This is a genomic window from Ornithinimicrobium humiphilum (assembly GCF_006716885.1).
Lineage (GTDB): Bacteria > Actinomycetota > Actinomycetes > Actinomycetales > Dermatophilaceae > Ornithinicoccus > Ornithinicoccus humiphilus.
The window spans coordinates 1,915,113-1,936,386 of sequence record NZ_VFPU01000001.1; the positions used below are offsets into that span (position 1 = coordinate 1,915,113).

The 21,274-nt window shown below is 72.8% G+C and carries 20 protein-coding genes; 7 read left to right on the plus strand and 13 right to left on the minus strand.

Annotated features, from left to right (window positions below):
• Window positions 1–20: 20 nt before the first annotated feature.
• From FB476_RS09070 to glgA, 4 genes are read right to left on the minus strand one after another with little or no spacing between them, the layout of a single operon-like run.
• Window positions 21–455, minus strand: a complete 435-nt coding sequence (locus FB476_RS09070) for a VOC family protein (protein WP_141818473.1) — start codon at window positions 453–455, stop codon at window positions 21–23.
• Between the two features lie 10 nt (window positions 456–465).
• Window positions 466–1,887, minus strand: a complete 1,422-nt coding sequence (gene pntB, locus FB476_RS09075) for a Re/Si-specific NAD(P)(+) transhydrogenase subunit beta (protein ID WP_141818474.1) — start codon at window positions 1,885–1,887, stop codon at window positions 466–468.
• Entirely contained in the window at window positions 1,884–3,431 is a 1,548-nt protein-coding gene (locus FB476_RS09080; protein WP_141818475.1) for a Re/Si-specific NAD(P)(+) transhydrogenase subunit alpha, read from the minus strand. The genes pntB and FB476_RS09080 overlap by 4 nt, the downstream gene beginning before the upstream one ends.
• 38 nt (window positions 3,432–3,469) lie before the next feature.
• Window positions 3,470–4,705 carry a glycogen synthase gene (gene glgA, locus FB476_RS09085; RefSeq protein ID WP_141818476.1) on the minus strand — a complete coding sequence of 412 codons (1,236 nt, stop codon included), beginning with the start codon at window positions 4,703–4,705 and terminating at the stop codon, window positions 3,470–3,472.
• Window positions 4,706–4,771: 66 nt separating this feature from the next.
• On the opposite strand from glgA, the gene glgC reads away from it, so the two are divergent.
• Window positions 4,772–6,022, plus strand: coding sequence for a glucose-1-phosphate adenylyltransferase (glgC, locus tag FB476_RS09090; RefSeq protein WP_141818477.1), 1,251 nt, complete (start codon window positions 4,772–4,774; stop codon window positions 6,020–6,022).
• Here the strand turns inward: glgC and FB476_RS09095 are convergent.
• The gene (locus FB476_RS09095; protein ID WP_141818478.1) at window positions 6,009–6,560 is read right to left on the minus strand and encodes a P-loop NTPase family protein; all 552 of its coding nucleotides are present in this window, start codon (window positions 6,558–6,560) and stop codon (window positions 6,009–6,011) included. The genes glgC and FB476_RS09095 overlap by 14 nt on opposite strands.
• Before the next feature lie 104 nt (window positions 6,561–6,664).
• Window positions 6,665–8,050, minus strand: a complete 1,386-nt coding sequence (locus FB476_RS09100; RefSeq protein ID WP_238329637.1) for a short-chain fatty acid transporter — start codon at window positions 8,048–8,050, stop codon at window positions 6,665–6,667.
• A gap of 198 nt (window positions 8,051–8,248) precedes the next feature.
• On the opposite strand from FB476_RS09100, the gene FB476_RS09105 reads away from it, so the two are divergent.
• Window positions 8,249–8,773, plus strand: coding sequence for a cupin domain-containing protein (locus FB476_RS09105; RefSeq protein WP_141818479.1), 525 nt, complete (start codon window positions 8,249–8,251; stop codon window positions 8,771–8,773).
• 60 nt (window positions 8,774–8,833) lie between these two features.
• On the opposite strand, the gene FB476_RS09110 is transcribed toward FB476_RS09105, so the two are convergent.
• The 3 genes from FB476_RS09110 to fabG all read right to left on the minus strand — a co-directional run bounded on the left by FB476_RS09110 (window position 8,834) and on the right by fabG (window position 11,007).
• The gene (locus FB476_RS09110) at window positions 8,834–9,343 is read right to left on the minus strand and encodes a DoxX family protein (RefSeq protein ID WP_141818480.1); all 510 of its coding nucleotides are present in this window, start codon (window positions 9,341–9,343) and stop codon (window positions 8,834–8,836) included.
• Between the two features lie 110 nt (window positions 9,344–9,453).
• Window positions 9,454–10,209, minus strand: coding sequence for an enoyl-ACP reductase FabI (fabI, locus tag FB476_RS09115; protein ID WP_141818481.1), 756 nt, complete (start codon window positions 10,207–10,209; stop codon window positions 9,454–9,456).
• 63 nt (window positions 10,210–10,272) lie between these two features.
• Entirely contained in the window at window positions 10,273–11,007 is a 735-nt protein-coding gene (gene fabG, locus FB476_RS09120; protein WP_141818482.1) for a beta-ketoacyl-ACP reductase, read from the minus strand.
• A gap of 28 nt (window positions 11,008–11,035) precedes the next feature.
• Between fabG and FB476_RS09125 the strand changes: the two genes are divergently transcribed.
• The 4 genes from FB476_RS09125 (at window position 11,036) to FB476_RS09140 (ending at window position 13,322) form a co-directional block, all read left to right on the plus strand.
• Complete coding sequence (locus FB476_RS09125; protein WP_141818483.1) at window positions 11,036–11,479, plus strand: DUF3099 domain-containing protein; 444 nt, start codon at window positions 11,036–11,038, stop codon at window positions 11,477–11,479.
• Entirely contained in the window at window positions 11,476–11,709 is a 234-nt protein-coding gene (locus tag FB476_RS09130) for a hypothetical protein (RefSeq protein WP_141818484.1), read from the plus strand. Before FB476_RS09125 ends, FB476_RS09130 begins: the two co-directional genes overlap by 4 nt.
• Window position 11,710: 1 nt before the next feature.
• Entirely contained in the window at window positions 11,711–12,493 is a 783-nt protein-coding gene (locus tag FB476_RS09135; protein ID WP_238329638.1) for an SURF1 family cytochrome oxidase biogenesis protein, read from the plus strand.
• A gap of 61 nt (window positions 12,494–12,554) precedes the next feature.
• Window positions 12,555–13,322 (plus strand): SDR family oxidoreductase, encoded by a 768-nt coding sequence (locus FB476_RS09140; RefSeq protein ID WP_141818485.1) that lies wholly within the window; start codon window positions 12,555–12,557, stop codon window positions 13,320–13,322.
• Between the two features lie 17 nt (window positions 13,323–13,339).
• Here the strand turns inward: FB476_RS09140 and nhaA are convergent, their stop codons facing one another.
• From nhaA to FB476_RS09155, 3 genes are all read right to left on the minus strand, one after another.
• Window positions 13,340–15,202: a Na+/H+ antiporter NhaA gene (gene nhaA / locus FB476_RS09145; RefSeq protein WP_238329639.1), complete on the minus strand. Its 1,863-nt coding sequence runs from the start codon at window positions 15,200–15,202 to the stop codon at window positions 13,340–13,342.
• 88 nt (window positions 15,203–15,290) lie between these two features.
• On the minus strand, window positions 15,291–17,153 hold the full coding sequence (locus FB476_RS09150) for an ABC transporter ATP-binding protein (RefSeq protein WP_141820106.1): 1,863 nt from the start codon (window positions 17,151–17,153) through the stop codon (window positions 15,291–15,293).
• A gap of 17 nt (window positions 17,154–17,170) precedes the next feature.
• Window positions 17,171–18,769 (minus strand): ABC-F family ATP-binding cassette domain-containing protein, encoded by a 1,599-nt coding sequence (locus FB476_RS09155; protein WP_141818487.1) that lies wholly within the window; start codon window positions 18,767–18,769, stop codon window positions 17,171–17,173.
• A gap of 167 nt (window positions 18,770–18,936) precedes the next feature.
• Between FB476_RS09155 and ypfJ the strand changes: the two genes are divergently transcribed.
• Window positions 18,937–19,812: a KPN_02809 family neutral zinc metallopeptidase gene (ypfJ, locus tag FB476_RS09160; protein WP_141818488.1), complete on the plus strand. Its 876-nt coding sequence runs from the start codon at window positions 18,937–18,939 to the stop codon at window positions 19,810–19,812.
• 98 nt (window positions 19,813–19,910) lie between these two features.
• Here the strand turns inward: ypfJ and FB476_RS09165 are convergent, their stop codons facing one another.
• Window positions 19,911–21,266 carry a dicarboxylate/amino acid:cation symporter gene (locus FB476_RS09165; protein WP_141818489.1) on the minus strand — a complete coding sequence of 452 codons (1,356 nt, stop codon included), beginning with the start codon at window positions 21,264–21,266 and terminating at the stop codon, window positions 19,911–19,913.
• Between the last annotated feature and the right edge of the window lie 8 nt (window positions 21,267–21,274).

The following is a 21,274-nucleotide window of genomic DNA, read 5'->3' on the forward strand; positions in this document are numbered from 1 at the left end:
GGCTTCGGCCCGGCAAGGCCTCAGGAGGTCTCGAGGTCGTAGGCCGTGGCGTGGTGCGGCTGGTAGAGCAGCAGGTCGTCGGCCCCCGGCACGACGAGCAGCACGCCGCGGCCGAAGCCCATCTCCCGAGGCTCGTCCCGGAACTGCGCGCCCCGGGACGCCAGCTCGGCGGTCGTGGCCTCGAGGTCGTCGCACATGAGTGCCAGGGAGTGGTGCGTCGGCGTGACCTCGCGCCGACCGTCGCGCTCCCACCACGTGGGGTGCACGCCCAGCGCCCCCGGCCCGGTGCGGAAGATGAGCCACTCGGCCGGGTCGGTCCCGCCGGTGCCCGTGCCGGTCCCCGCGTCACCGCGCTCGCCCTCGGAGACGGAGGGCCAGCGCAGGACGTCCTTGAGGAAGGCCCGCGTCGCCGTCGGGTCGTCGCTGTAGATCATGCTGTGGACGGCGGTGATCACGGTCCCGACCCTAGCGCCGTCCCGCCCGGTCCGCCTCCGTCGCGAGGGAGCGGGCCACGGCGTCGACGGCGTCCTTGGCGTCGCCGAAGAGCATCCGGGTGTTGGGCCGGAAGAAGAGCGGGTTCTGCACCCCGGCGTAGCCGCTGGCCATCGACCGCTTGAGCACCACGACCTCGCGGGCCTCCCAGACCTGGAGCACCGGCATACCCGCGATGGGCGAGCCCGGCTCGTCCACGGCGGCGGGGTTGACGGTGTCGTTGGCCCCGATGACCAGCACAACGTCGGTGCCGGGCAGCATCGCGTTGGTCTGCTCCAGGTCGAGGACCAGGTCGTAGGGCACCCGGGCCTCGGCGAGCAGGACGTTCATGTGGCCGGGGAGCCGGCCGGCCACCGGGTGGATGCCGAAGCGGACGTCGGTGCCCGCCGCGCGCAGGCGCGCGGTCAGCTCGGCGACGGAGTACTGCGCCCGGGCCACGGCCATGCCGAAGCCCGGGACGATCACCACCGTCCCGGCCCCCTGCAGCAGGGCGGCCACCTCCTCGGCGCTGCTCTCGCGGTGCTCGCCCTCCTCGCCACCGGGTGCGGGCACCACGCCTTCGGTGCCGAAGCCGCCGGCGATGACCGAGACGAACGAGCGGTTCATGCCCTTGCACATCAGGTAGCTGAGGATGGCGCCCGAGGAGCCGACCAGCGCGCCGGTGATGATGAGCAGGTCGTTGCCGAGCATGAACCCCGCGGCCGCGGCCGCCCACCCGGAGTAGCTGTTGAGCATCGAGACGACGATCGGCATGTCGCCGCCGCCGATGGCCGCGACGAGGTGCCAGCCGAGGGCGAGCGCGATCGCGGTCATGGCGACCAGGGGAACCAGGGACCCGGAGGCGACGAACCAGCCGAGCAGCACCGTCGAGGCGACCAGCGCCAGGAGGTTGAGCAGGTGCCGGCGGGGCAGTACGAGCGGGTTGGCGGAGATGCGCGCGCTGAGCTTGAGGGCGGCGACCACCGAGCCGGTGAAGGTCACCGCGCCGATGAGGACCCCGAGGAAGATCTCGACCCGGTGGACGACCTCCTCGGCCCCGCTCGCGACCGGCGCGTCGAGGAAGGCGTTGTAGCCGATGAGCACGGCGGCCACGCCGACGAAGCTGTGCAGGCTGGCGATGAGCTGGGGCATCGCTGTCATCTCGACGACCCTGGCCCGCCACAGGCCGATCACGGCGCCGACCGCCATGGCTGCCGCGATGAGCACCAGGGTCAGGCCGGGGCGGGCGGCACGCTCGGCGGCGAGCCAGATCGTGGCGGCGAGCGCCGCGGTCATGCCGACGATGCCCAGCGCGTTGCCGCGCCGGGCCGTCTCGTGCCGGGACAGCCCCGCCAGGGAGAGGATGAACAGGACGGCGGCGACGAGGTAGGCGCCCTGGACCGGGTCGAGGCTCATGTCGGCTCCTCCTTTCGGAACATGCGCAGCATGCGCCCGGTGACGGCGAAGCCGCCGAAGACGTTGATGCTCGCGACGACGGTGGCGCCGAGCGCCAGGCTGCGGACCAGCACGTTCTCGCTGCCCACCTGGAGGAGGGCCCCGACGAGGATGATCCCGCTGATGGCGTTGGTCTCCGCGAGCAGCGGGGTGTGCAGGGCGTGGGTGACGCTGCGGATGACGTAGAAGCCCACGACGACGGCGAGCACGAAGATCGTCAGGTGCGCGACGAAGGCCGGCGGGGAGGTCGCGGCGACGAGCGCGAGCAGCAGGCCGCCGGCCCCGAGCAGCACCGGGACGCGGTCGGGGCGGGCCGGCCGTGGTGGCGGTGCGGGATCCGGGGTCGTCTCGGACGACGCGGCCTCGGCGGGGGCCGGGGCTGCGGTCACGCTCACCGGCGGGGGCGGCCACGTCACCCGGCCGCCGTGGGCCACCGTCATGCCCCGCTGCACCTCGTCGTCAAGGTCGAGGACCAGGGTGCCGTCGCGCCCGGGCGTCAGGAGGGCCAGCAGGTTGGCGACGTTGGTGCCGTAGAGCTGCGAGGCCTGGGTCGGCAGCCGGGCCGGCAGGTCGGTGTAGCCCACGATCCGCACGCCGTTGGAGGTGGTGGTCACCTCGCCGGGGCGGGTCAGCTCGCAGTTGCCGCCGTTGCGGGCCGCCATGTCGACGACGACGCTGCCGGGCCGCATCCGCGCCACGGTCTCGGCGGTCAGCAGGACCGGCGCGGGCCGCCCGGGGATGAGCGCGGTGGTGATGACGATGTCGGCGTCGGCGCACTCGCGGGCGTAGACCTCCATCGCGCGGGCCTGCAGGTCCTCGCCCAGCTCGCGGGCGTAGCCGTCGGCCCCGCCCCCGGACACCCCCACCGGGACGAACTCCGCCCCCAGCGACTCCACCTGCTCGCCCACCTCGGGCCGGATGTCGGAGGCGCGCACGACGGCTCCCAGGCTCGCGGCGGTGCCGACCGCCGCCAGCCCCGCCACCCCGGCCCCGAGGACGAACACCGTGGCCGGCGGCACGGTCCCGGCCGCGGTGACCTGGCCGGTGAAGACCGAGCCGTACTCGTAGGCCGCCTCGACCACGGCCCGGTAGCCGCCGATGTTGGTCATCGAGGACAGCACGTCGAGGGACTGCGCCCGGGAGATGCGGGGCACCGCGTCGAGGGCGAGCGCGGTGACGCTGCGCTCGGCCAGGGAGGCCAGCAGCTCGGGCCGCTGGCCGGGGCTCAGCTGCGAGGCGAGCAGGGCGCCGGGCCGCAGCAGCTCGACCTCCTCGACGGTGGGGGCGTCGACGCGGACCACCACGTCGGCGGCCCACACCTGCTCGCGGGTGCCGACCGCGGCACCGGCGGCCACGTAGCTCTCGTCGGGAAAGCTGGCACTCTCGCCGGCGCCGGCCTGGACGACGACGTCGTGGCCGAGCGCGACCAGGCGCCCGACGGTCTCGGGCGTGGCCGCCACCCGGGTCTCGCCCGGGAGGGTCTCCGTGGGTACACCGATCAGCACGTGGGCTCCTTTGCCTGCGTGTTCGCGGAGGGGACGGGTCAGGGAGGTGGCGTGCGCCCCTCCAGGGTGGAGCGGTAGACCTCCAGCGTCCGCTCGGCGATGGAGGTCCAGGAGAAGGACTCGACGGCACGGCGGCGGCCGGCCTCGCCCCGGCGGCGTGCCTCGTCGAGGTCGCCCAGGGCGGCCACCAGGGCCGCGCCGAGGTCGTCGACGAAGCGTTCCTCGTCGACGGGCGTGCCGGTGCCGTCGCCGACCTGCTCGATCGGGACCAGCCACCCGGTCTCGCCGTCGACGACCACCTCGGGGATGCCCCCGGTGGCCGTCGCGACCACGGGCAGGCCGCAGGCCATCGCCTCGAGGTTGACGATGCCGAGCGGCTCGTAGACGGAGGGGCAGACGAAGACGCTGGAGTGCGAGAGCACCGCGATCACCTGGTCGCGCGGGAGCATCTCGCCGATCCAGACGACGGGGGCGGCGTCGCGGCCGCGGTCGGTGCGGAGGGTGTCGACGAGGCCGATGACCTCGCGCTCGATCTCCGGGGTGTCCGGGGCCCCGGCGAGGAGGACGACCTGCACGTCGTCGTCGAGCCGGCGTAGCGCGCGCAGCAGGTAGGGCAGGCCCTTCTGGCGGGTGATGCGGCCGAGGAAGACCACGGTGGGGGCGTCCGGGTCCAGGCCGTGGCCGCGGACCGTCTCCCGTGCCGCCTCGGAGGTGTCACGCCGCCAGCGCTCGGAGTCGATGCCGTTGTGCACGACGTGGACCGTGTCCGGGTCCACGGACGGATACGCCGCGAGGATGTCCCGGCGCATGCCGGCCGAGACCGCGATGATCGCGGCCGCACCCTCGTAGGACACCTTCTCGGCCATCGAGGAGATCGCGTAGCCGCCGCCCAGCTGCTCGGCCTTCCACGGGCGCAGCGGCTCCAGGGAGTGGGCGCTGATGACGTGGGGCACGCCGGCGAGCAGCGAGCCGAGGTGGCCGCCGAGGTTGGCGTACCAGGTGTGGCTGTGCACGAGGTCGGCGCCCTCGGCCGCGACGTCGCGGGCCATGAGCAGGTCGACCCCCAGGGTGCGCAGCGCCCCGTTGGCCTCCTCCAGGCCCGCGGGCACGGCATACCCCCGGGTGCCGGGCTCCTCGACCGGGTCGTCGAAGGCGCGCACGCGCACCTCGACGCCGTCGAGCTCTCGCAGGGCGCGCGTCAGCTCGGCGACGTGCACGCCGGCGCCTCCGTAGACGTTCGGCGGGTACTCGCGGCTGAGGATGTCGATGCGCACGGCCCCAACCTAGTCACGTGGCATCCCCCCTCGCCACAGCGGGAAGAATGCCTCTAGGTTGGGGCCATGGCTCTCCAACCTCGGCAGAAGGTCCTGGCGATCGTCCTCGCGGGTGGGGAGGGGAAGCGCCTGATGCCGCTGACCGCGGACCGCGCCAAGCCCGCGGTGCCCTTCGGCGGCATCTACCGGCTCATCGACTTCGCGCTGTCCAACATCGCCAACTCCGGCTACCTCAAGATCGTCGTGCTGACGCAGTACAAGTCGCACTCCCTCGACGCGCACATCACCAAGACCTGGCGCATGTCGACGCTGCTCGGCAACTACGTGGCCCCCGTCCCCGCGCAGCAGCGGGTCGGCAAGCACTGGTTCTCCGGGTCGGCCGACGCCATCTACCAGAGCCTCAACCTCATCCACGACGAGCGACCCGACATCGTCGTGGTCGTCGGGGCCGACCACGTCTACCGGATGGACTTCTCCCAGATGGTGCAGCAGCACCTGGAGACCGGCGCGGCGTGCACGGTCGCCGGCATCCGCCAGCCGATCGGGCTGGCCAACCAGTTCGGCGTCATCGACGTCGACCCGCAGGACCCGCGCCGCATCCGCGAGTTCCTGGAGAAGCCCGAGTCGCCCCAGGGCCTGCCGGACAGCCCCGAAGAGGTCTTCGCCTCGATGGGCAACTACGTCTTCACCGCCGACGCGCTCGAGGCGGCCGTCCGAGCCGACGCGCTCGACGAGGACTCCAAGCACGACATGGGCGGCAACATCGTGCCCGCGTTCGTCCAGCACGGCGACGCGTGGGTCTACGACTTCAAGGACAACGACATCCCCGGCTCGACCGAGCGCGACCACGCCTACTGGCGCGACGTCGGGACGATCGACTCCTACTACGACGCCCACATGGACCTCATCTCGGTCCACCCGGTCTTCAACCTCTACAACGAGGCCTGGCCGATCTACACCAACTACGGTCCCCAGCCGCCGGCGAAGTTCGTGCACGGCTCCCGCGACCGCGTGGGCCACGCCGTGAGCTCGGCGATCTCCCCCGGCTGCGTCATCTCCGGGTCGACCGTCAGCGACTCCGTGCTCTCCCCGCGCGTCAAGGTGCACAGCTTCAGCCACGTGACGCGCTCGGTGCTCATGGACAAGGTGGAGATCGGCCGCTCCTGCCAGATCCACCGGGCCATCATCGACAAGGGCGTCTTCGTGCCCGCGGGCGTGCACATCGGGCTCGACCGCGACGAGGACCTCGCCCGCGGCTTCACGGTGACCGACTCGGGCATCACGGTCGTCGGCAAGGGCACGATCATCCAGGGCTGAGCAGCCCGGCGCGGCGGACCTCCTCGAGCCAGGCCGCGGTCAGCGCGGGCGACGTCAGCCGCACCACGGGCGGGCCGTCGGGATCCGCGACGAAGGCCTCGATCTGGGCGCGCTTGCGCGCGAACGACCGCACGTGCCACCAGATGATCGAGTCGCGGGACAGGACGGCGCGGAGCGACTCGACGTTGCCGTTGCAGACCGGCTCCCGCGTCACCATGCGGGTCGCGGTGCGTCGCAGCAGCCGGGCGAGCGACACCCGGCGCGGGTAGTCCAGGGCCACGACCAGCTGCGCGCGCGGCAGGACGACGTCACGCCACTTCCCGTAGGCGGTGTCGAGGATCCAGTCGGGCCGCTCGGCGACGCCCCGAGCCAGCTCGCGCTGCTCCTCGACTGGGCGTTCTTGCCATCCCGGGAGCCAGCCGATCTCGTCGTCGGCCGAGTGCCACGGCAGCCCGGCTGCCCCGGCGAGTTCCCGCGCCAGGGTGGTCTTGCCGGAGCCGGTGACGCCGTGGATCAGGACGCGGCGGACGGGTTCCACCGCGTCAACCTATCCTGCGGACTCACCGGGGGTATGACGTGCCGAGGGGCCCGTGCGGCACCCGCACGGGCCCCTCGGGCCGGCTCACCGATGGCGACGAGCGGCTACAGGACGAACCCCACGAGCAGCATCGTGGCGCCGAAGACCAGCCCCGACGCGATGAGCGTGACCGTGGTGTAGCCGAGCAGGTCGCGCATCTTGAGCGAGGCGATGGCGAGGACCGGCAACGCCCAGAACGGCTGGATCATGTTGGTCCACTGGTCGCCGTAGGCGATCGCCATGATCGCGACCGACGGGTCGACACCGAGGCGCTCCGCGGCGTCCAGCATGACCGGGCCCTGCACGGCGAACTGCCCGCCTCCGGAGGGGACGAAGAAGTTCACCACGCCCGCCGAGAGGAAGGCGAGCAGGCCGAAGGTCGTCGGGGTGGCGATGCCGACCACCCAGTCGGAGAACACCTTGATCAGACCGGTCGCGGTCATGATCCCCATGATCCCGGCGTAGAGCGGGAACTGGAGCAGGATCTCGCCGACGTTGGAGGCGGCGTTCTTCACGAGCGCGATGAGTTCGAAGGTGTTGCGGACGAGCAGCAGGATCAGCGCCAGGAAGGTCCAGTTGACGACGTCGAGGGTCAGCGTCCCACCGTTGCTGAAGTGCAGGACGAGGTAGCCCGCCAGCGCGAGGCCGACGAGCAGGGTGACGATGCGGCTGGCGTCGACCCGGTCGGCCGGGGTGACGACCTCGTCGTCCAGGTCCACGTCGTCCATGTCGCGGGCGTCGAAGCCCAGCTCGATGACGTCCTCGCCCTCGCGCGGGGCGACGAGCGCCAGCGCGATGCCGACGACGACGATCGTCGCGATCGCCGCGGCGATGTTCCACCACGTGAAGATGGTCTCGCCCACGGGGATGGTGCGGCCCAGCTGCTCGGCGATGAAGGACCCCTCGGTGGCCGCGGTCAGCGGGCCCGAGGCCGAGTAGCCCATGTGCCAGATGACGTAGCCGGAGTAGCCCGCGGCCACGAGCATCGGGAAGTGCAGGCGCAGACCGCGCTCGCGGCCCTGGGCGGCGACCTCCTTGGCCAGCAGCACACCGACCACCAGGCCCAGACCCCAGGTGATGAGCGAGGCCAGGGAGGCGATGACGAAGACGAAGAGGTAGGCCTGCAGGACGGTCTTCGGCACGCCGCCGAGGCGCGCGAGCAGGCGACGGACCGGGCCGGTGTTGGCCAGGGTGTGGCCGAGCAGCAGGATGAGCGCCATCTGGGTCATGAAGGCCAGCAGCCCGGACAGCCCCTGGCCCCAGCCCTCGAGGACCTCGACCGGGCCGGACTCGGTGAGCACCAGGGCTGCGAGGGCCACGACGAACGTCAGGACGACGGCGAAGACGAAGGCGCTGGGGATGAAGCGCTCCACCAGGGAGTTGACCGGGCGCATCACCCGGGCGAGCGGGGCGGTCTTCTTCCCCTTGGTATCAGGTACTGCAGCGGACATGCGAGTCCTCCTTGTCACGAGCGAGCGGTGCCGGGTCGGGTCGGCTGCCTCGCCGCCCGCCGGGCCGCGGGTCGCCGGGAAAGATACCGGTCGCGGTGCACCGCGTGCGGGAGGCTCGACGGACGTCGGGTCGGGCGTGGGCATCACGGTCGTCTCGAGCCCTGTCCAGATGCACCCCGGAACCCCTACAGTCGGCCCATGAGCCGTGCGCACCGGTCCCCGTCACGCCGTGCCCGCCGCGCCGTCGCCCTGGGGCTGCTCCCCTGCGCGCTGCTCGCCGGCTGCGTCGTCCTGCCCTCCACGGAGGAGGCGGCGGCCGGCCCGGTCGCACCGGAGGAGGAACCGGCCACGGAGACCGCCGCGGCCGTCTCGGTCGAGGAGCTCGGCGCCGGCGAGCGCGGCGAGGCCGTCGAGGTCGACGTGGACGGCCCGGTCACGATGACCTACCGGCGGATCACCATCCCGCCCGGCGCTGGGACCGGCCTGCACTGCCACCACGGCCAGCTGCTGGCCATCGTCGAGCAGGGTGAGCTGACCCACCACGCCCCGGTCTACCCCGGCGGCATGCACGTCTACTCCGCCGGCGACAGCCTCGTCGAAGGGGCCGGCTACGTGCACGAGGGCGTCAACGAGGGCGACGAGGACGTCGTGCTGCTCGTCACCTACGTCATCGAGGAGGGTATGCCGCTCGCCCAGACCGACCTCGCGCTCTGCGACGGCTGAGGTGGCCCGGGCACGGCAGGGGCGCGGACCGGTGACCGGCCCGCGCCCCGCTCCGACGGCTCAGTCCTCGGCGTCGGTGCGCATCCGGGCGCCGAGTGCGTGCGCGGCGACGACCAGCGCCCCCGCCACGAGCACGACGTCCTTGAAGACGTACTGGCCGACGAGGGTCGGCCCACCGTCGACCCACATCTGGTCCGGAAAGAGGACGAGCGGCGACATGATGCCGACCATCGCCCCGGCCATGACGACCAGGCCCAGCCGGACCAGGCGCCCGGTGAGCAGCGTCAGCCCGATGACGGTCTCGGTCACCGCGGTGAGGAGCAGCGCGGACGAGCCGGTGACGACCCCGAACGTGAGCTGGGAGACGGTCGCCACGGCGAGGTCCTCCGCGGGGCTGAGCCCCGCGACGTACTTCACCGAGGCGAACGCCAGGAAGACCAGCCCCAGGCTGACCCGGAGGGCGTCGACGCTGTGCGCCGCGAGCACCTCCGTGAGTCTCTCGAGGCCGGTGTGGACCGCAGCGCGCACCCCTGCTGCGCTGGCGGTCGGACGGTAGACGGTGCTGGACATGGTGCCTCCCCCTGCGTGGCAACGATCCTGACGGGATGTGGAGCGCGCAGGGGGCACCCGGGATACACCGCCGGCACGGCGAGACGTCCTAGGACGTCGGCCCGGCGGCGCTAGAAGCCGGTGGCGTGGTAGCCGCCGTCGACGTGCACGATCTCGCCGGTGGTCGCCGGGAACCAGTCGGACAGCAGCGCGAGGCAGGCCTGGGCGGCCGGCACCGGGTCCTTGACGTCCCAGCCCAGCGGCGCGTGCTCGCCCCACTTCGCGAACTGGTCGAAGTCCGGGATCGACTTGGCTGCGGTGGTGGCGATGGGCCCTGCCGAGACCAGGTTGGAGCGGATGCCCATCGGGCCGAGGTCGCGCGCCAGGTAACGGCTGGTGGCCTCGAAGGCGGCCTTGGCCACGCCCATCCAGTCGTAGACCGGCCAGGCGTACTGCGCGTCGAAGGTCAGGCCGACGACGCTGCCGCCGGCGCCCATGCGCGGCAGGCAGGCGGTCGTCAGCGACTTCAACGAGTAGGCGCTGACCTGCATCGCGGTGGCGACGTCCTCCCACCTGGCGTTCATGAAGTCGAAGGCGCCCTGCGGGGCGTAGCCGATCGAGTGCAGCACCCCGTCGAGGGAGTCGACGTGCTCGCCGAGCCGCTCCGCGAGGGTGTCCAGGTGCTCCTGGTCGGTGACGTCGAGCTCGATGACCGGCGCCGGGCGCGGCAGCCGCTTGGCGATGGTCTGGGTGATCCTGAAGGTGCGGCCGAAGGAGGTCAGCACCACCTCCGCGCCCTGCTCCTGCGCGAGCCTCGCGACGTGGAACGCGATGGAGCTGTCCATGAGGACACCGGTGATCAGCAGCTTCTTGCCGTCCATGAGCATGGGCAGACTCTAGCCCGTCCCGGGCAGGGCGACGGGCACCCCCGCGGGCGCGTCAGCGACGTGTCAGTGCCCCATGCCGAGGCCGCCGTCGACCGGGATGACGGCGCCGGAGATGTAGCCCGCGTCCGGGCCGGCCAGCCAGCGGACGACGCGCGCGACCTCGTCGGCGGAGGCGAAGCGCCCGGCGGGGATGCTGGCCAGGTAGGCCTTCTGCCGGTCCTCGGGCAGCTGCTCGGTCATCTCGGTCTCGATGAAGCCCGGCGCGACGACGTTGGCGGTGATGCCGCGTCCGCCCAGCTCACGCGTGATGGAACGGGCGAGACCGACCAGGCCCGCCTTGGACGCGGAGTAGTTGGTCTGGCCGGCCCCGCCGAACAGGCCCACCACCGAGGAGATGAGGATGATCCGCCCGTGCCGGGCCCGGATCATGCCCTTGACGGCCCGTCGGGCGCAGCGGAAGGCCCCGGTGAGGTTGGTGTCGAGGACCGCGTCGAAGTCCTCGTCGCTCATCCGCATGAGCAGGCCGTCCTTGGTGATGCCCGCGTTGGCGACCAGCACGTCGATCGGGCGGCCCAGGATCTCCTCGGCCTCTGTGAACGCGCGGTCGACGGCCTCGGTGTCCGTCACGTCGCACAGCACCCCGCGCAGGCCCTCCGGGGGCTCCCCGCTGCGGTGGGTGACGACGACGTCGTGGCCGGCCTCGGCGAAGGAGCGGGCGATGGCCAGGCCGATGCCGCGGTTGCCGCCGGTGACCAGGACGGCCGAGGGCGAGGACGTGGTGCTGGTCGAGTCGTTCACGGGAACACCGTAGTCGTATCGTGGACAGGTGCCCACCACCGCATCGCGTCGGACCAGCGGGCCGGGCCGTCGTCCGGTCCAGGCCGTGACGACGGCGCGGGTGGGGGTCGAGGACGACCGGCGGCGCCGGATGCGCACCTACCTGGTCGCCATGGGCCTGCGCATCGCCGGTTTCCCCACGTCCGTCTGGCTGCTCCTGCACGGCCACCTCGTGCTCGGCGTGTCCCTGGCGGTCTTCGCCACCGTCGTGCCCTCCATCGCCGTCGTCGTCGCCAACGCCGTCGACCGGCGCGGGGCGACGGTCCAGGACTCCACCCCCGCCTCGCCGGTGCGCGGGCTCGCGGCGGCCGACCCCGCGCCGGCCGAGCCCTCGGCGCCGGTCCCCGCGGCGCCGATCGTCGGCACCGTGGTGTCGAGCTCGACCCGGCCCGCCCCGGACACCGACGACGAGGCAGGACGGGAGGGCTCGTGACCGGTGCGACGCCGCCGGCCGACCGGCGGCTGGTCTGCAGCGCCAAGGCGTGCCGGGCGGAGGCCCCGCACGCGGTCGTCTGGCGCAACCCCACCCTGCACGCTCCCGGGCGGCGCAAGGTCTGGCTCGCCTGCGACGAGCACCGCGACTCCCTGAGCAGCTTCGTCCGCGCCCGGGGCTTCCTCCTCGAGGTGATCCCCGCGGGGGACCTGACGGAGGCTGACGGCTGAGGTGCTGGGGGTCCTGAGGCGTCCGCGCTGGATCGCCTACCTGCTGCTCGCCGTGCTGTTCGGCACGATCACGGCCGGGCTCGGTCTGTGGCAGTACGGCCGCTACCAGGAGAAGGCCGAGCGCCGGCACCTGATCGCGACCAACTACTCCGCCCCGCCGGTGCCCCTGTCGGACGTCCTGACCGGTCCTGGGGCCCCGCTGGCCCACGACGACCAGTGGCGCAGGATCGAGGTCACCGGCACCTACGCCGCCGGCGCCGAGCACCTCGTCCGCAACCGTCCGCGCGAGGGCGTCTTCGGCTACGAGGTGCTCGTACCCCTGGTGCTCGCCGACGGCAGCGCGGTCACGGTCGACCGCGGGTGGGTGCCCTCCGGACGCACCGCCGCGACGCGCCCCGAGGTGCCGCCCCCGCCGACCGGCGAGGTGACGGTGACCGGATGGCTGCGCCCCTCCGAGCCCGACCTGGGCCGCGACCTGCCCGCCGGGCAGCTGGCGTCCATCGACCTGCCCGCCCTGGGTGCGGCGACCGGCCTCGACCTCGTCGGGGCCTACGTCCTGCTGCAGGGCGAGGACCCGGAGGTGCCGCGCCCGGAGCCGCTGCCGGAGCCCGACGTGCGGCTCGGGTCCCACTTCGCCTACGCCATCCAGTGGTGGCTCACCGTCCCGGCCGGCGTGGTCCTCGTCCTCGTCATGGCCCGTCAGCAGGCCCTCGACGACGCCGGGAAGCCGCGCCGGGAACCCCGCCCGCGCAAGGTGCGCATCTGGGACGAGGAGGACGAGTAGGCACCTGCTCCGCCGTGCGGGGGCCTGCGGGCGCCCTGACCGCTGCTGGCACGATGGGCCCATGGACCTCGGACTCGCAGGACGCGCCTATCTCGTCACCGGAGCCTCCCGCGGGCTGGGCCGGGCCACCGCCGAGGCCCTCGTGCGCGACGGCGCCGACGTGCTCCTGGCCGCCCGCTCGGCTGAGGACGTCGAGGCGGCGTCGCGCGAGCTGGGCGAGATCGGCCCGGGGACGGCCGTCGGGTCCGTGGCCGACCTGGCCGACGACGACGCCGCGGAGCGGCTGCTCGAGGAGGCGGAGGAGACCTTCGGCCGGCTCGACGGCGTCGTCATCAGCGTCGGTGGTCCGCCCGGCGGCAGCGTGACCGAGGCGACCGACGAGCAGTGGCGGGACGCCTTCGACAGCGTCTTCCTCGGCGCCGTCCGGCTCGCGCGAACGGCCCTGACGACCGCCCGCTCCCCCATCGCCGTGACGCTGGTGCTGTCCACCTCGGTGCGCAGCCCGCTCGCGGGCCTCGGCATCTCCAACGGCCTGCGCCCCGGCCTGGCGATGGCGGCCAAGAGCCTCGCCGACGAGCACGGTCCCCGCGGCCACCGGGTCAACGCGGTGCTGCCCGGCCGTTTCGAGACCGACCGGCTGCGCGAGCTCGAGGAGGCCGCCGACGACCCCGCCGCCGTGCGCGAGCGGGCCCTCGCCGCGATCCCGCTGCGCCGCTACGGCCAGCCCGAGGAGTTCGGGGCGGTCGCCGCCTTCGTGACCTCACCGATGGCGTCCTACGTGACCGGCTCGGTGATCACCGTCGACGGAGGCTCCACCCGCGCCCTCTGAGGCTCGCCCGGTCCCGGTCAGCCCTCTTCGAGGGCCCTCGCCAACGTCTCGGCGTCCCACGGGCCGGTATGACGTTCCTCCCCGACGAAGAAGGTCGGCGTGCCGCGTGCCCCGCTGGCCTCGGCGCTGGCCACGTCGTCGCGCACGCGCAGCACGACCTCCGGGCTGTCGAGGTCGCGGACGAACCGGTCGACGTCGAGCCCGACGTCCTGGGCGTGACCGACCAGGTCGTCGTAGTCGAGGGCGTCCTGGTGGGCGTAGAGCGCCTCGTGCATCTGCCAGAAGCGCCCCTGCAGCCCGGCGGCCACCGCGGCCCGGGCCGCCAGCTCGGCGCGCGGGTGGACGTCGTGCAGGGGCAGGTGGCGGAAGACATAACGCAGCCGGTCGCCGAAGCGCCGCCGGAGCTCGTCGCCGACCCCCGTCGCGCGGGCGCAGAAGGGGCACTCGTAGTCGCCGTACTCCACCAGGGTCAGCGGGGCGTCCGCGGGCCCCTTGACGTGGTCGACCTCGGGGTCGACGGGCCGGGCGAGCCGGCGGGGCAGGTCGGCGTCCCCCTCGCCGCGCAGGGCCGCGAGGCGGAAGGTCGCCCAACCGAGCGCCGTGGCCAGGAGCGCCGCCAGCAGCACGCCGACGGTCGCCTCGTCGCGCAGGACAGGGTCGTCGAGCGCGAGCCCGACCACGAGCAGGGAGACCGTGAAGCCGATGCCCGACAGGGCGGCGCCGCCCAGGACGTGCCCGCGACCGACGCCCACCGGCAGCGAGCCCGCCCCCAGCCGCGCGGCCAGGAGGGCGGTCGTCCCGATGCCGACGAACTTCCCGACGACGAGCCCGAGCGCCACCGCCCACGTCAGCCGCGACGAGAGGGCGTCGGCGAGGACCCCACCACGCAGGTCCACACCGGCGTTGGCGAGCGCGAAGACCGGGACGACGACATAGCTCGACCACGGGTGCAGCGCCGCCTGCAGCCGCTCGTTGACCGACATCGACCGCTCCAGCCCGGCCCTGGCCGAGCGGCCCACCTCGACCATGGGCGACTGGGCGAAGGCGCGCACGCGCTCGGCGGCCTCCAGCACCCTGTCGCGCCGCGGCCGGGAGGCTCCGACCAGCAGCCCACCCAGCATCCCGGCGATCGAGGCGTGCAGCCCCGCCTCGACCGTCGCCAGCCACAGCAGCACGACGAGGGCCGCGTAGGGGGCGGTGCGCCATACCCCCCGACTGCTGAGCAGGGCGATGACGGCGCCGAGGGCCGCCATGAGGACCATCGGCAGGACGCGCACCTCGCCCGAGTAGAAGAGGCCGATGACGCTCACCGCCACCACGTCGTCCACGACGGTCAGCGTCAGCAGGAAGACGCGCAGCTGGGTGGACAGCCGGGGTCCCACCACGGCGAGCGCGCCGAGCAGGAAGGCGGTGTCGGTGCCGATCACGGCCGCCCAGGCACGCGCCGCCTCTCCCCCCGGGGCCACGAGCAGGAAGATCGCGGCCGGCAGCAGCATGCCGCCCACGCCCGCGAGCAGGGGCACCGTCACGCGGCGGCGGTCGGTCAGCTCGCCGACCGACAGCTCACGACGCACCTCCAGCCCGATGACGAAGAAGAAGAGCGCCATGAGCGCGTCGTTGACCCAGTGACCGAGGTCCATGGCCAGGTCGAGGGCGCCGACGCGGATCCCGGCCTCGGTCCCCCACAGCGCCTCGTAGGACCCCGACCACGGCGAGTTGGCCCAGACCAGGGCGACCGCTGTGGCGACCAGCAGCAGCAGGGCCCCACCGGCCTCGGTGGCCAGGAAGGCTCGGAGGGGCGTGGGCAGCTGGCCGACGAGACTGCGTCGGCGGGTCTGGGACCGGGCGGCGTCGTGCCGCCCGCGAGATTCCCGCGCCACGGGGGCCACCTCCCTGCGATGCTGCGGCTCCGGCTGGGGGTCAGGGTAGACCCGCGAGGGGCTCCCCCGCCGGGACCGTAGGGATCGCTCAGTCCCGGAACTGCGTGTCGTGCAACGTCTTGTAGAGCCCGCCCGCGGCCAGGAGCTCGGCATGGGTGCCGCGCTGCACGACCTCGCCACGGTCGAGCACGAGGATGAGGTCGGCGTCGCGCACCGTGGAGAGCCGGTGGGCGATGACCAGCGAGGTGCGCCCGGTCAGCGCCTCGTCGAGGGCCCGCTGCACGGCGGCCTCGGACTCGCTGTCGAGGTGCGCGGTCGCCTCGTCGAGGACGACGACCGCCGGACTCTTGAGGAGCAGGCGGGCGATGGCGAGACGCTGCTTCTCGCCGCCGGAGAGGCGATGGCCGCGGTCACCGACGACGGTGTCGAGCCCGTCGGGCAGGCTCGCGACCAGACCGTCGATCCGGGCGGCCCGCAGCGCCTCCCAGATCTCGGGGTCGCTCACGCCGGGACGGGCGTAGCGCAGGTTGGCGCCCACGGTGTCGTTGAACATGTGGGCCTCCTGCGTGACCACACCGACGGTCCGCCGCAGCGACTCGGTGGACGCCTTGCGCAGGTCCACGCCGCCGATGCTCACGCGCCCCTCTGTGGGGTCGTAGAGCCGGGCGACGAGGGTGGTGAGCGTGGTCTTGCCGGCGCCCGAGGGCCCCACGAGAGCGACCATGGCCCCGGCCGGCACGTCGAGGTCGATGCCGCGCAGCACCGGGTGGCCGTCGAAGGTCTCGGCGCCGGGGCGCTGCTCCAGCGACGCCAGCGACACCTCGTCTGCCGCGGGATAGGCGAAGGTGACGTCCTCCAGGCGGACCCCGACCGGCCCGTCGGGGATCTCCTCGGGCTCATCGGCCTCCCGCACCAGCGGTTGCAGATCGAGCACCTCGAAGATGCGCTCGAAGGAGACCAGCGCGGTCATGATGTCGACACGCACATTGGACAGCGCCGTGAGCGGGGCGTAGAGCCGCGAGAGCAGGGCGGCCATCGCGACCAGGGTGCCGACCGTCAGCTCCCCGGCGACGGCCATCAGGCCGCCGAGGCCGTAGACCAGAGCCGTGGCCAGCGACGCCACCAGCCCGAGCCCGGCCATGAAGATCACCCGGTTGACGGCGATCGAGACGCCGGCGTCGCGCACCCCGGCGGCGCGGGCGGCATACTCCTCGTCCTCCTCGGCCGGGCGTCCGAAGAGACGCACCAGGAGCGCGCCGGCGACGTTGAAGCGCTCGGTCATCCGCGCCTGCATCTCGGCGTTGAGCGTCATCTGCCGCCGGGTCAGGGCGGACAGCCGCGCACCCATGAGCCGGGCCGGGACGAGGAAGATCGGGAGCAGCAGGAGCGCCAGCACCGTGATCTGCCAGCTCATCGACAGCAGCGCGGCCAGGATGAGGACGATCTGGACGACGTTGCTCACCAGCCCCGACAGGATCGAGGTGAAGGCGGTCTGCGCGCCGATGACGTCGTTGTTGAGCCGGCTGACCAGGGCTCCGGTCTGGGCCCGGGTGAAGAAGGCGATCGGCTGGCGCAGCACGTGCGCGAAGACCTCGGTGCGCAGGTCGAGGATCAGGCCCTCGCCGATGCGCGAGCCCAGCCAGCGGCTCACGACCGTGACGACCGACTCCAGCACCGCGATCGCGGCGACGAGCAGGCCGAGGCGCACGACGACGTCGCGGGCCTGCGGGACCACGCCGTCGTCGATGATCCGCTGCAGCAGCAGCGGCACGAGGGTCACCAGCCCGCCGGCCAGCACGGTCAGCAGCAGGTAGGCCGTGATCTCGCGCCGGAACGGCCCGCCGTAGCGCAGGACGCGTCGCGCGGTGCCGCGGCGCAGCCGGTGGTCGCGCACCGACGGGTCCTTCGCGAAGCTGCGGATGGAGGCGCCTGGGCGCATCCCCACACCCATCGTCATGCGGTGCCTCCTCAGGCCAGGGCGATCAGGTCCTCGTAGTCACGGCCCCAGAGGTCCTCCACCCCGTCGGGGAGCAGCAGCACGCGCTCCGGCTCGAGGGCGGTGACCGCTCCCTCGTCGTGGCTCACGAGGACGACCGCACCCTCGTAGTTACGCAGCGCGGACAGAACTTCTTCCCGGGAGGCCGGGTCGAGGTTGTTGGTGGGCTCGTCGAGGAGCAGCACGTTGGCGGCGGAGACGACCAGCGTGGCGAGGGCCAGGCGGGTCTTCTCGCCGCCGGAGAGCACCCCGGCGGGCTTGTCCACGTCGTCCCCGGTGAAGAGGAAGGAGCCCAGCACCTTGCGGGTCTCGGTCTCGTCGAGGTCGGGCGCGGCCGACTTCATGTTCTCGAGCACCGAGCGCTTGACGTCGAGCGTCTCGTGCTCCTGGGCGTAGTAGCCCAGCCGCAGCCCGTGGCCGTGCACGACCTCGCCGGTGTCCGGCCTGTCGATGCCGGCAAGGATGCGCAGCAGGGTGGTCTTGCCGGCACCGTTGAGCCCGAGCACGACCACCTTGGAGCCGCGGTCGATCGCCAGGTCGACGTCGGTGAAGATCTCCAGCGACCCGTAGGACTTCGACAACCCCTCGGCGGTGAGCGGCGTGCGGCCGCAGGGCGCGGGGGTCGGGAAGCGCAGCTTGGCGACCCGGTCGGTCTGGCGCTCGGCCTCCAGCCCGGAGAGCATGCGCTCGGCGCGGCGGGCCATGTTCTGGGCGGCCACGGCCTTGGTGGCCTTGGCCCGCATCTTGTCGGCCTGCGCCAGCAGCGCCGCGGCCTTCTTCTCGGCGTTGGCACGCTCGCGGTGCCGGCGGCGCTCGTCGGCCTCGCGCTGCAGCAGGTAGGCCTTCCAGCCCATGTTGTAGATGTCGATGACCTGCCGGTTGGCGTCGAGGTAGAAGACCTTGTTAACGACGGTCTCGACGAGGTCGACGTCGTGGGAAATCACCATGAGACCACCGGCGTAGGAGCGCAGGTGCTCGCGCAGCCAGACGATGGAGTCGGCGTCGAGGTGGTTGGTCGGCTCGTCGAGGAGCAGGGTCTCGGCGCCGGAGAAGAGGATCCGGGCGAGCTCGATGCGGCGGCGCTGGCCACCGGAGAGCGTCCGCAGCGGCTGGGCGAGGACCCGCTCGGGCAGGCCGAGGGAGCTGGCGATGGACGCCGCCTCCGACTCCGCGGCGTAGCCTCCCCGCGACGTGAACTCCGCCTCCAGGCGGGAGTATCGGCGCATCGCCTTGTCTCGCAGCTCGCCGTCGGCGCTGCCCATCGTCTCCTCGGCGGCGCGCATGTCCCGGATGACGGTGTCGAGGCCGCGGGCGGACAGGATGCGGTCGCGGCCCAGGACCTCGAGGTCGCCCGTGCGCGGGTCCTGCGGCAGGTAGCCGACTTCGCCGGTGCGGGTGATCGTGCCGGCCGCCGGCTGCCCCTGCCCCGCGAGGATCTTCGTCAGCGTCGTCTTGCCGGCACCGTTGCGTCCGACGAGACCGACGCGGTCGCCGGGACCGACCCGGAAGTTCACCTCGTCCATGAGCAGGCGGGAACCGACACGGACCTCGACGCCGGAGGCGGTGATCATCGGCGGGCTCCTTCCTGGCACGGGCGTGCGTCACCGCACGGAGGGGCGGTGAGGGTGATGGGTGCGACTCGCGAGGACCGCGCATGCGGCCGCAGGGTCGGCTGGCTAGTCTACGCGCATGGCCTGGTCGGCCGACCAGCCGTTTTCCTCGCACCGTGGAGGGTGACATGACGTTCCGGGAGAACGCCAACATCGGGGCCGGCCGCGCGAGCCGCGGCGGCGGAGGCAGCGGGGGTCTCGCCGTCGGCGGCGGTCTCGGCGCGCTCGTGCTCGCCCTCGTCGTCATGCTGCTGGGCGGCGACCCTGGAGCCATCCTGGGCGGGCAGGAGCCCACCACCTCGAACGCCCAGAACGTCGATCTGGCGGAGTGCCGGACGGGCGCGGACGCCAACGAGAACATCGACTGCCGCATGAAGGCGACCATGCTCTCGCTCGAGGACTACTGGACCGCGGCCTACCCCTCGGCCCAGCCCGCCGACGCGATCCTCTTCAGCGGCGGCGTCAACACCGGCTGCGGTCAGGCCTCCAGCGCGGTCGGGCCGTTCTACTGCCCGGTCGACCGCCACATCTACCTCGACACCGCCTTCTTCCAGCAGCTGGAGGGTCAGCTCGGCGGTGACGGCGGCAGCTTCTCGCAGATGTACGTCCTGGGCCACGAGTACGGCCACCACATCCAGAACTACACCGGCGCCCTCAAGGCGTCCCAGCAGGACGCGCAGGGCCCGGAGTCCGGCGCCGTCCGGGTCGAGCTGCAGGCCGACTGCTTCGCCGGCGCCTGGGCGGGCAACGCCACGCAGACCAAGGACGCCGACGGCAACCTGCTGCTGGAGCCGCTGAGCCGCGAGGACATCGAGTCGGCCCTGTCGGCCGCCTCGGCCGTCGGTGACGACTCCATCCAGGAGAAGATGCAGGGTCAGGTCACCCCGCACACCTGGACCCACGGGTCCTCCGAGCAGCGGATGGGCTGGTTCATGCGCGGCTACGAGTCGGCCGACCCCAACCAGTGCGACGTGCTCAACGCCTCGAGCGTGAACGACTACTGACGGGCACCGCTCCCCCCGCGCACGACGAAGGGCCGCCGGCAGGATGCCGGCGGCCCTTGTCGCACGTCAGGGACGCGCGGGTGTGGCGAGGTCGTCGTTCAGACGCCCGCGGGGACGGGCTCGCGCTGCTCGTCCGCGGCAGCCTCGACGTCCTCGCGCCACGGCTCGCCGCGGCGGCTGGCGTCGTAGGCCTCCTGGTCGAGGATGCCCTGGCGCTTGGCCACGATGGTCGGCACGAGCGCCTGGCCCGCGACGTTGGTGGCGGTGCGGCCCATGTCGAGGATCGGGTCGACGGCGAGCAGCAGGCCGACGCCCTCGAGCGGCAGGCCCAGGGTCGACAGCGTCAGCGTGAGCATGACGGTCGCGCCGGTCACGCCGGCGGTGGCGGCGGAGCCGATCACCGAGACGAAGGCGATCAGCAGGTAGTCGGTCACGCCGAGGTCGACGCCGAAGAACTGCGCGACGAAGATCGCGGCGATCGCCGGGTAGATCGCGGCGCAGCCGTCCATCTTGGTCGTGGCGCCCAGCGGCACGGCGAAGGAGGAGTAGGCGCGGGGCACGCCCAGGTTGCGCTCGGTGACCGCCTGGGTGACGGGCAGGGTGCCGATGGAGGAACGGGAGACGAACGCCAGCTGGATCGCGGGCCAGGCGCCGGTGAAGAACTGCTTGATCGACAGGCCGTTGACCCGCAGCAGCACCGGGTAGAGGACGAAGAGGACGAGCGCCAGACCGATGTAGATCGCGGCGGTGAAGCGGCCCAGCGAGCCGATGGTGTCCCAGCCGTAGGAGACGACGGCGTTGCCGAGCAGGCCGACGGTCGCCAGCGGCGCGAGCAGGATGATCCACCACAGCACCTTCTGCACGACGGTCAGGGCCGAGCGGGTGAAGGCGAGGAAGGGCTCGGCGCCCTTGCCGACCTTGAGCACGGCGATGCCGACGGCGATCGCGACCACGAGGATCTGCAGGACGTTGAAGGACAGCGAGACCGCGCCCTCCTCGCCCGCCTTGGCGGACAGGCCGAGCACGTTCGCGGGGATGATGCCGGTGAGGAAGTCCAGCCAGGAGCCCGCGCGGCCCGGGGCGGCGGCGTCGGCAGCGGTGACGCCGGCGCCGCGGGCCGGGTCGACGACCCAGCCGACGACCATGCCGATGCCGACCGAGATGAGCGCGGTGATCGCGAACCAGAGCAGGGTGTTCCAGGCCAGGCGGGCGGCGCCGGTGACCTCACGCAGGTTGGCGATCGAGGACACGATGGCGAGGAACACCAGCGGCGGCACGATGGCGCGCAGCAGGGTGACGAAGGAGGACCCGATGATGCTCAGCGTCTCGGAGAGCCAGTTGGGGTCGTCGGCGGTGGCACCCATGGAGCGGGCCACGAGGCCGAGCGCGACGCCCAGCACCAGGCCGATGAGCACCTGGGTGCCGAAGGACACCCGAGGAAGACGAGACAGCACGGAGGCAG

Coding starts and splice junctions, on each gene's coding strand:
- FB476_RS09155 (WP_141818487.1), bottom strand. CDS start 18,769: ATGATCACCGCCTCCGGCGTCGAGGTCCGTGTCGGTTCCCGCCTGCTC.
- FB476_RS09105 (WP_141818479.1), top strand. CDS start 8,249: ATGAGCCGTGCGCACCGGTCCCCGTCACGCCGTGCCCGCCGCGCCGTC.
- FB476_RS09150 (WP_141820106.1), bottom strand. CDS start 17,153: ATGGGTGTGGGGATGCGCCCAGGCGCCTCCATCCGCAGCTTCGCGAAG.
- ypfJ (WP_141818488.1), top strand. CDS start 18,937: ATGACGTTCCGGGAGAACGCCAACATCGGGGCCGGCCGCGCGAGCCGC.
- fabI (WP_141818481.1), bottom strand. CDS start 10,209: ATGCTCATGGACGGCAAGAAGCTGCTGATCACCGGTGTCCTCATGGAC.
- FB476_RS09100 (WP_238329637.1), bottom strand. CDS start 8,050: ATGTCCGCTGCAGTACCTGATACCAAGGGGAAGAAGACCGCCCCGCTC.
- pntB (WP_141818474.1), bottom strand. CDS start 1,887: ATGAGCCTCGACCCGGTCCAGGGCGCCTACCTCGTCGCCGCCGTCCTG.
- glgC (WP_141818477.1), top strand. CDS start 4,772: ATGGCTCTCCAACCTCGGCAGAAGGTCCTGGCGATCGTCCTCGCGGGT.
- FB476_RS09140 (WP_141818485.1), top strand. CDS start 12,555: ATGGACCTCGGACTCGCAGGACGCGCCTATCTCGTCACCGGAGCCTCC.
- FB476_RS09110 (WP_141818480.1), bottom strand. CDS start 9,343: ATGTCCAGCACCGTCTACCGTCCGACCGCCAGCGCAGCAGGGGTGCGC.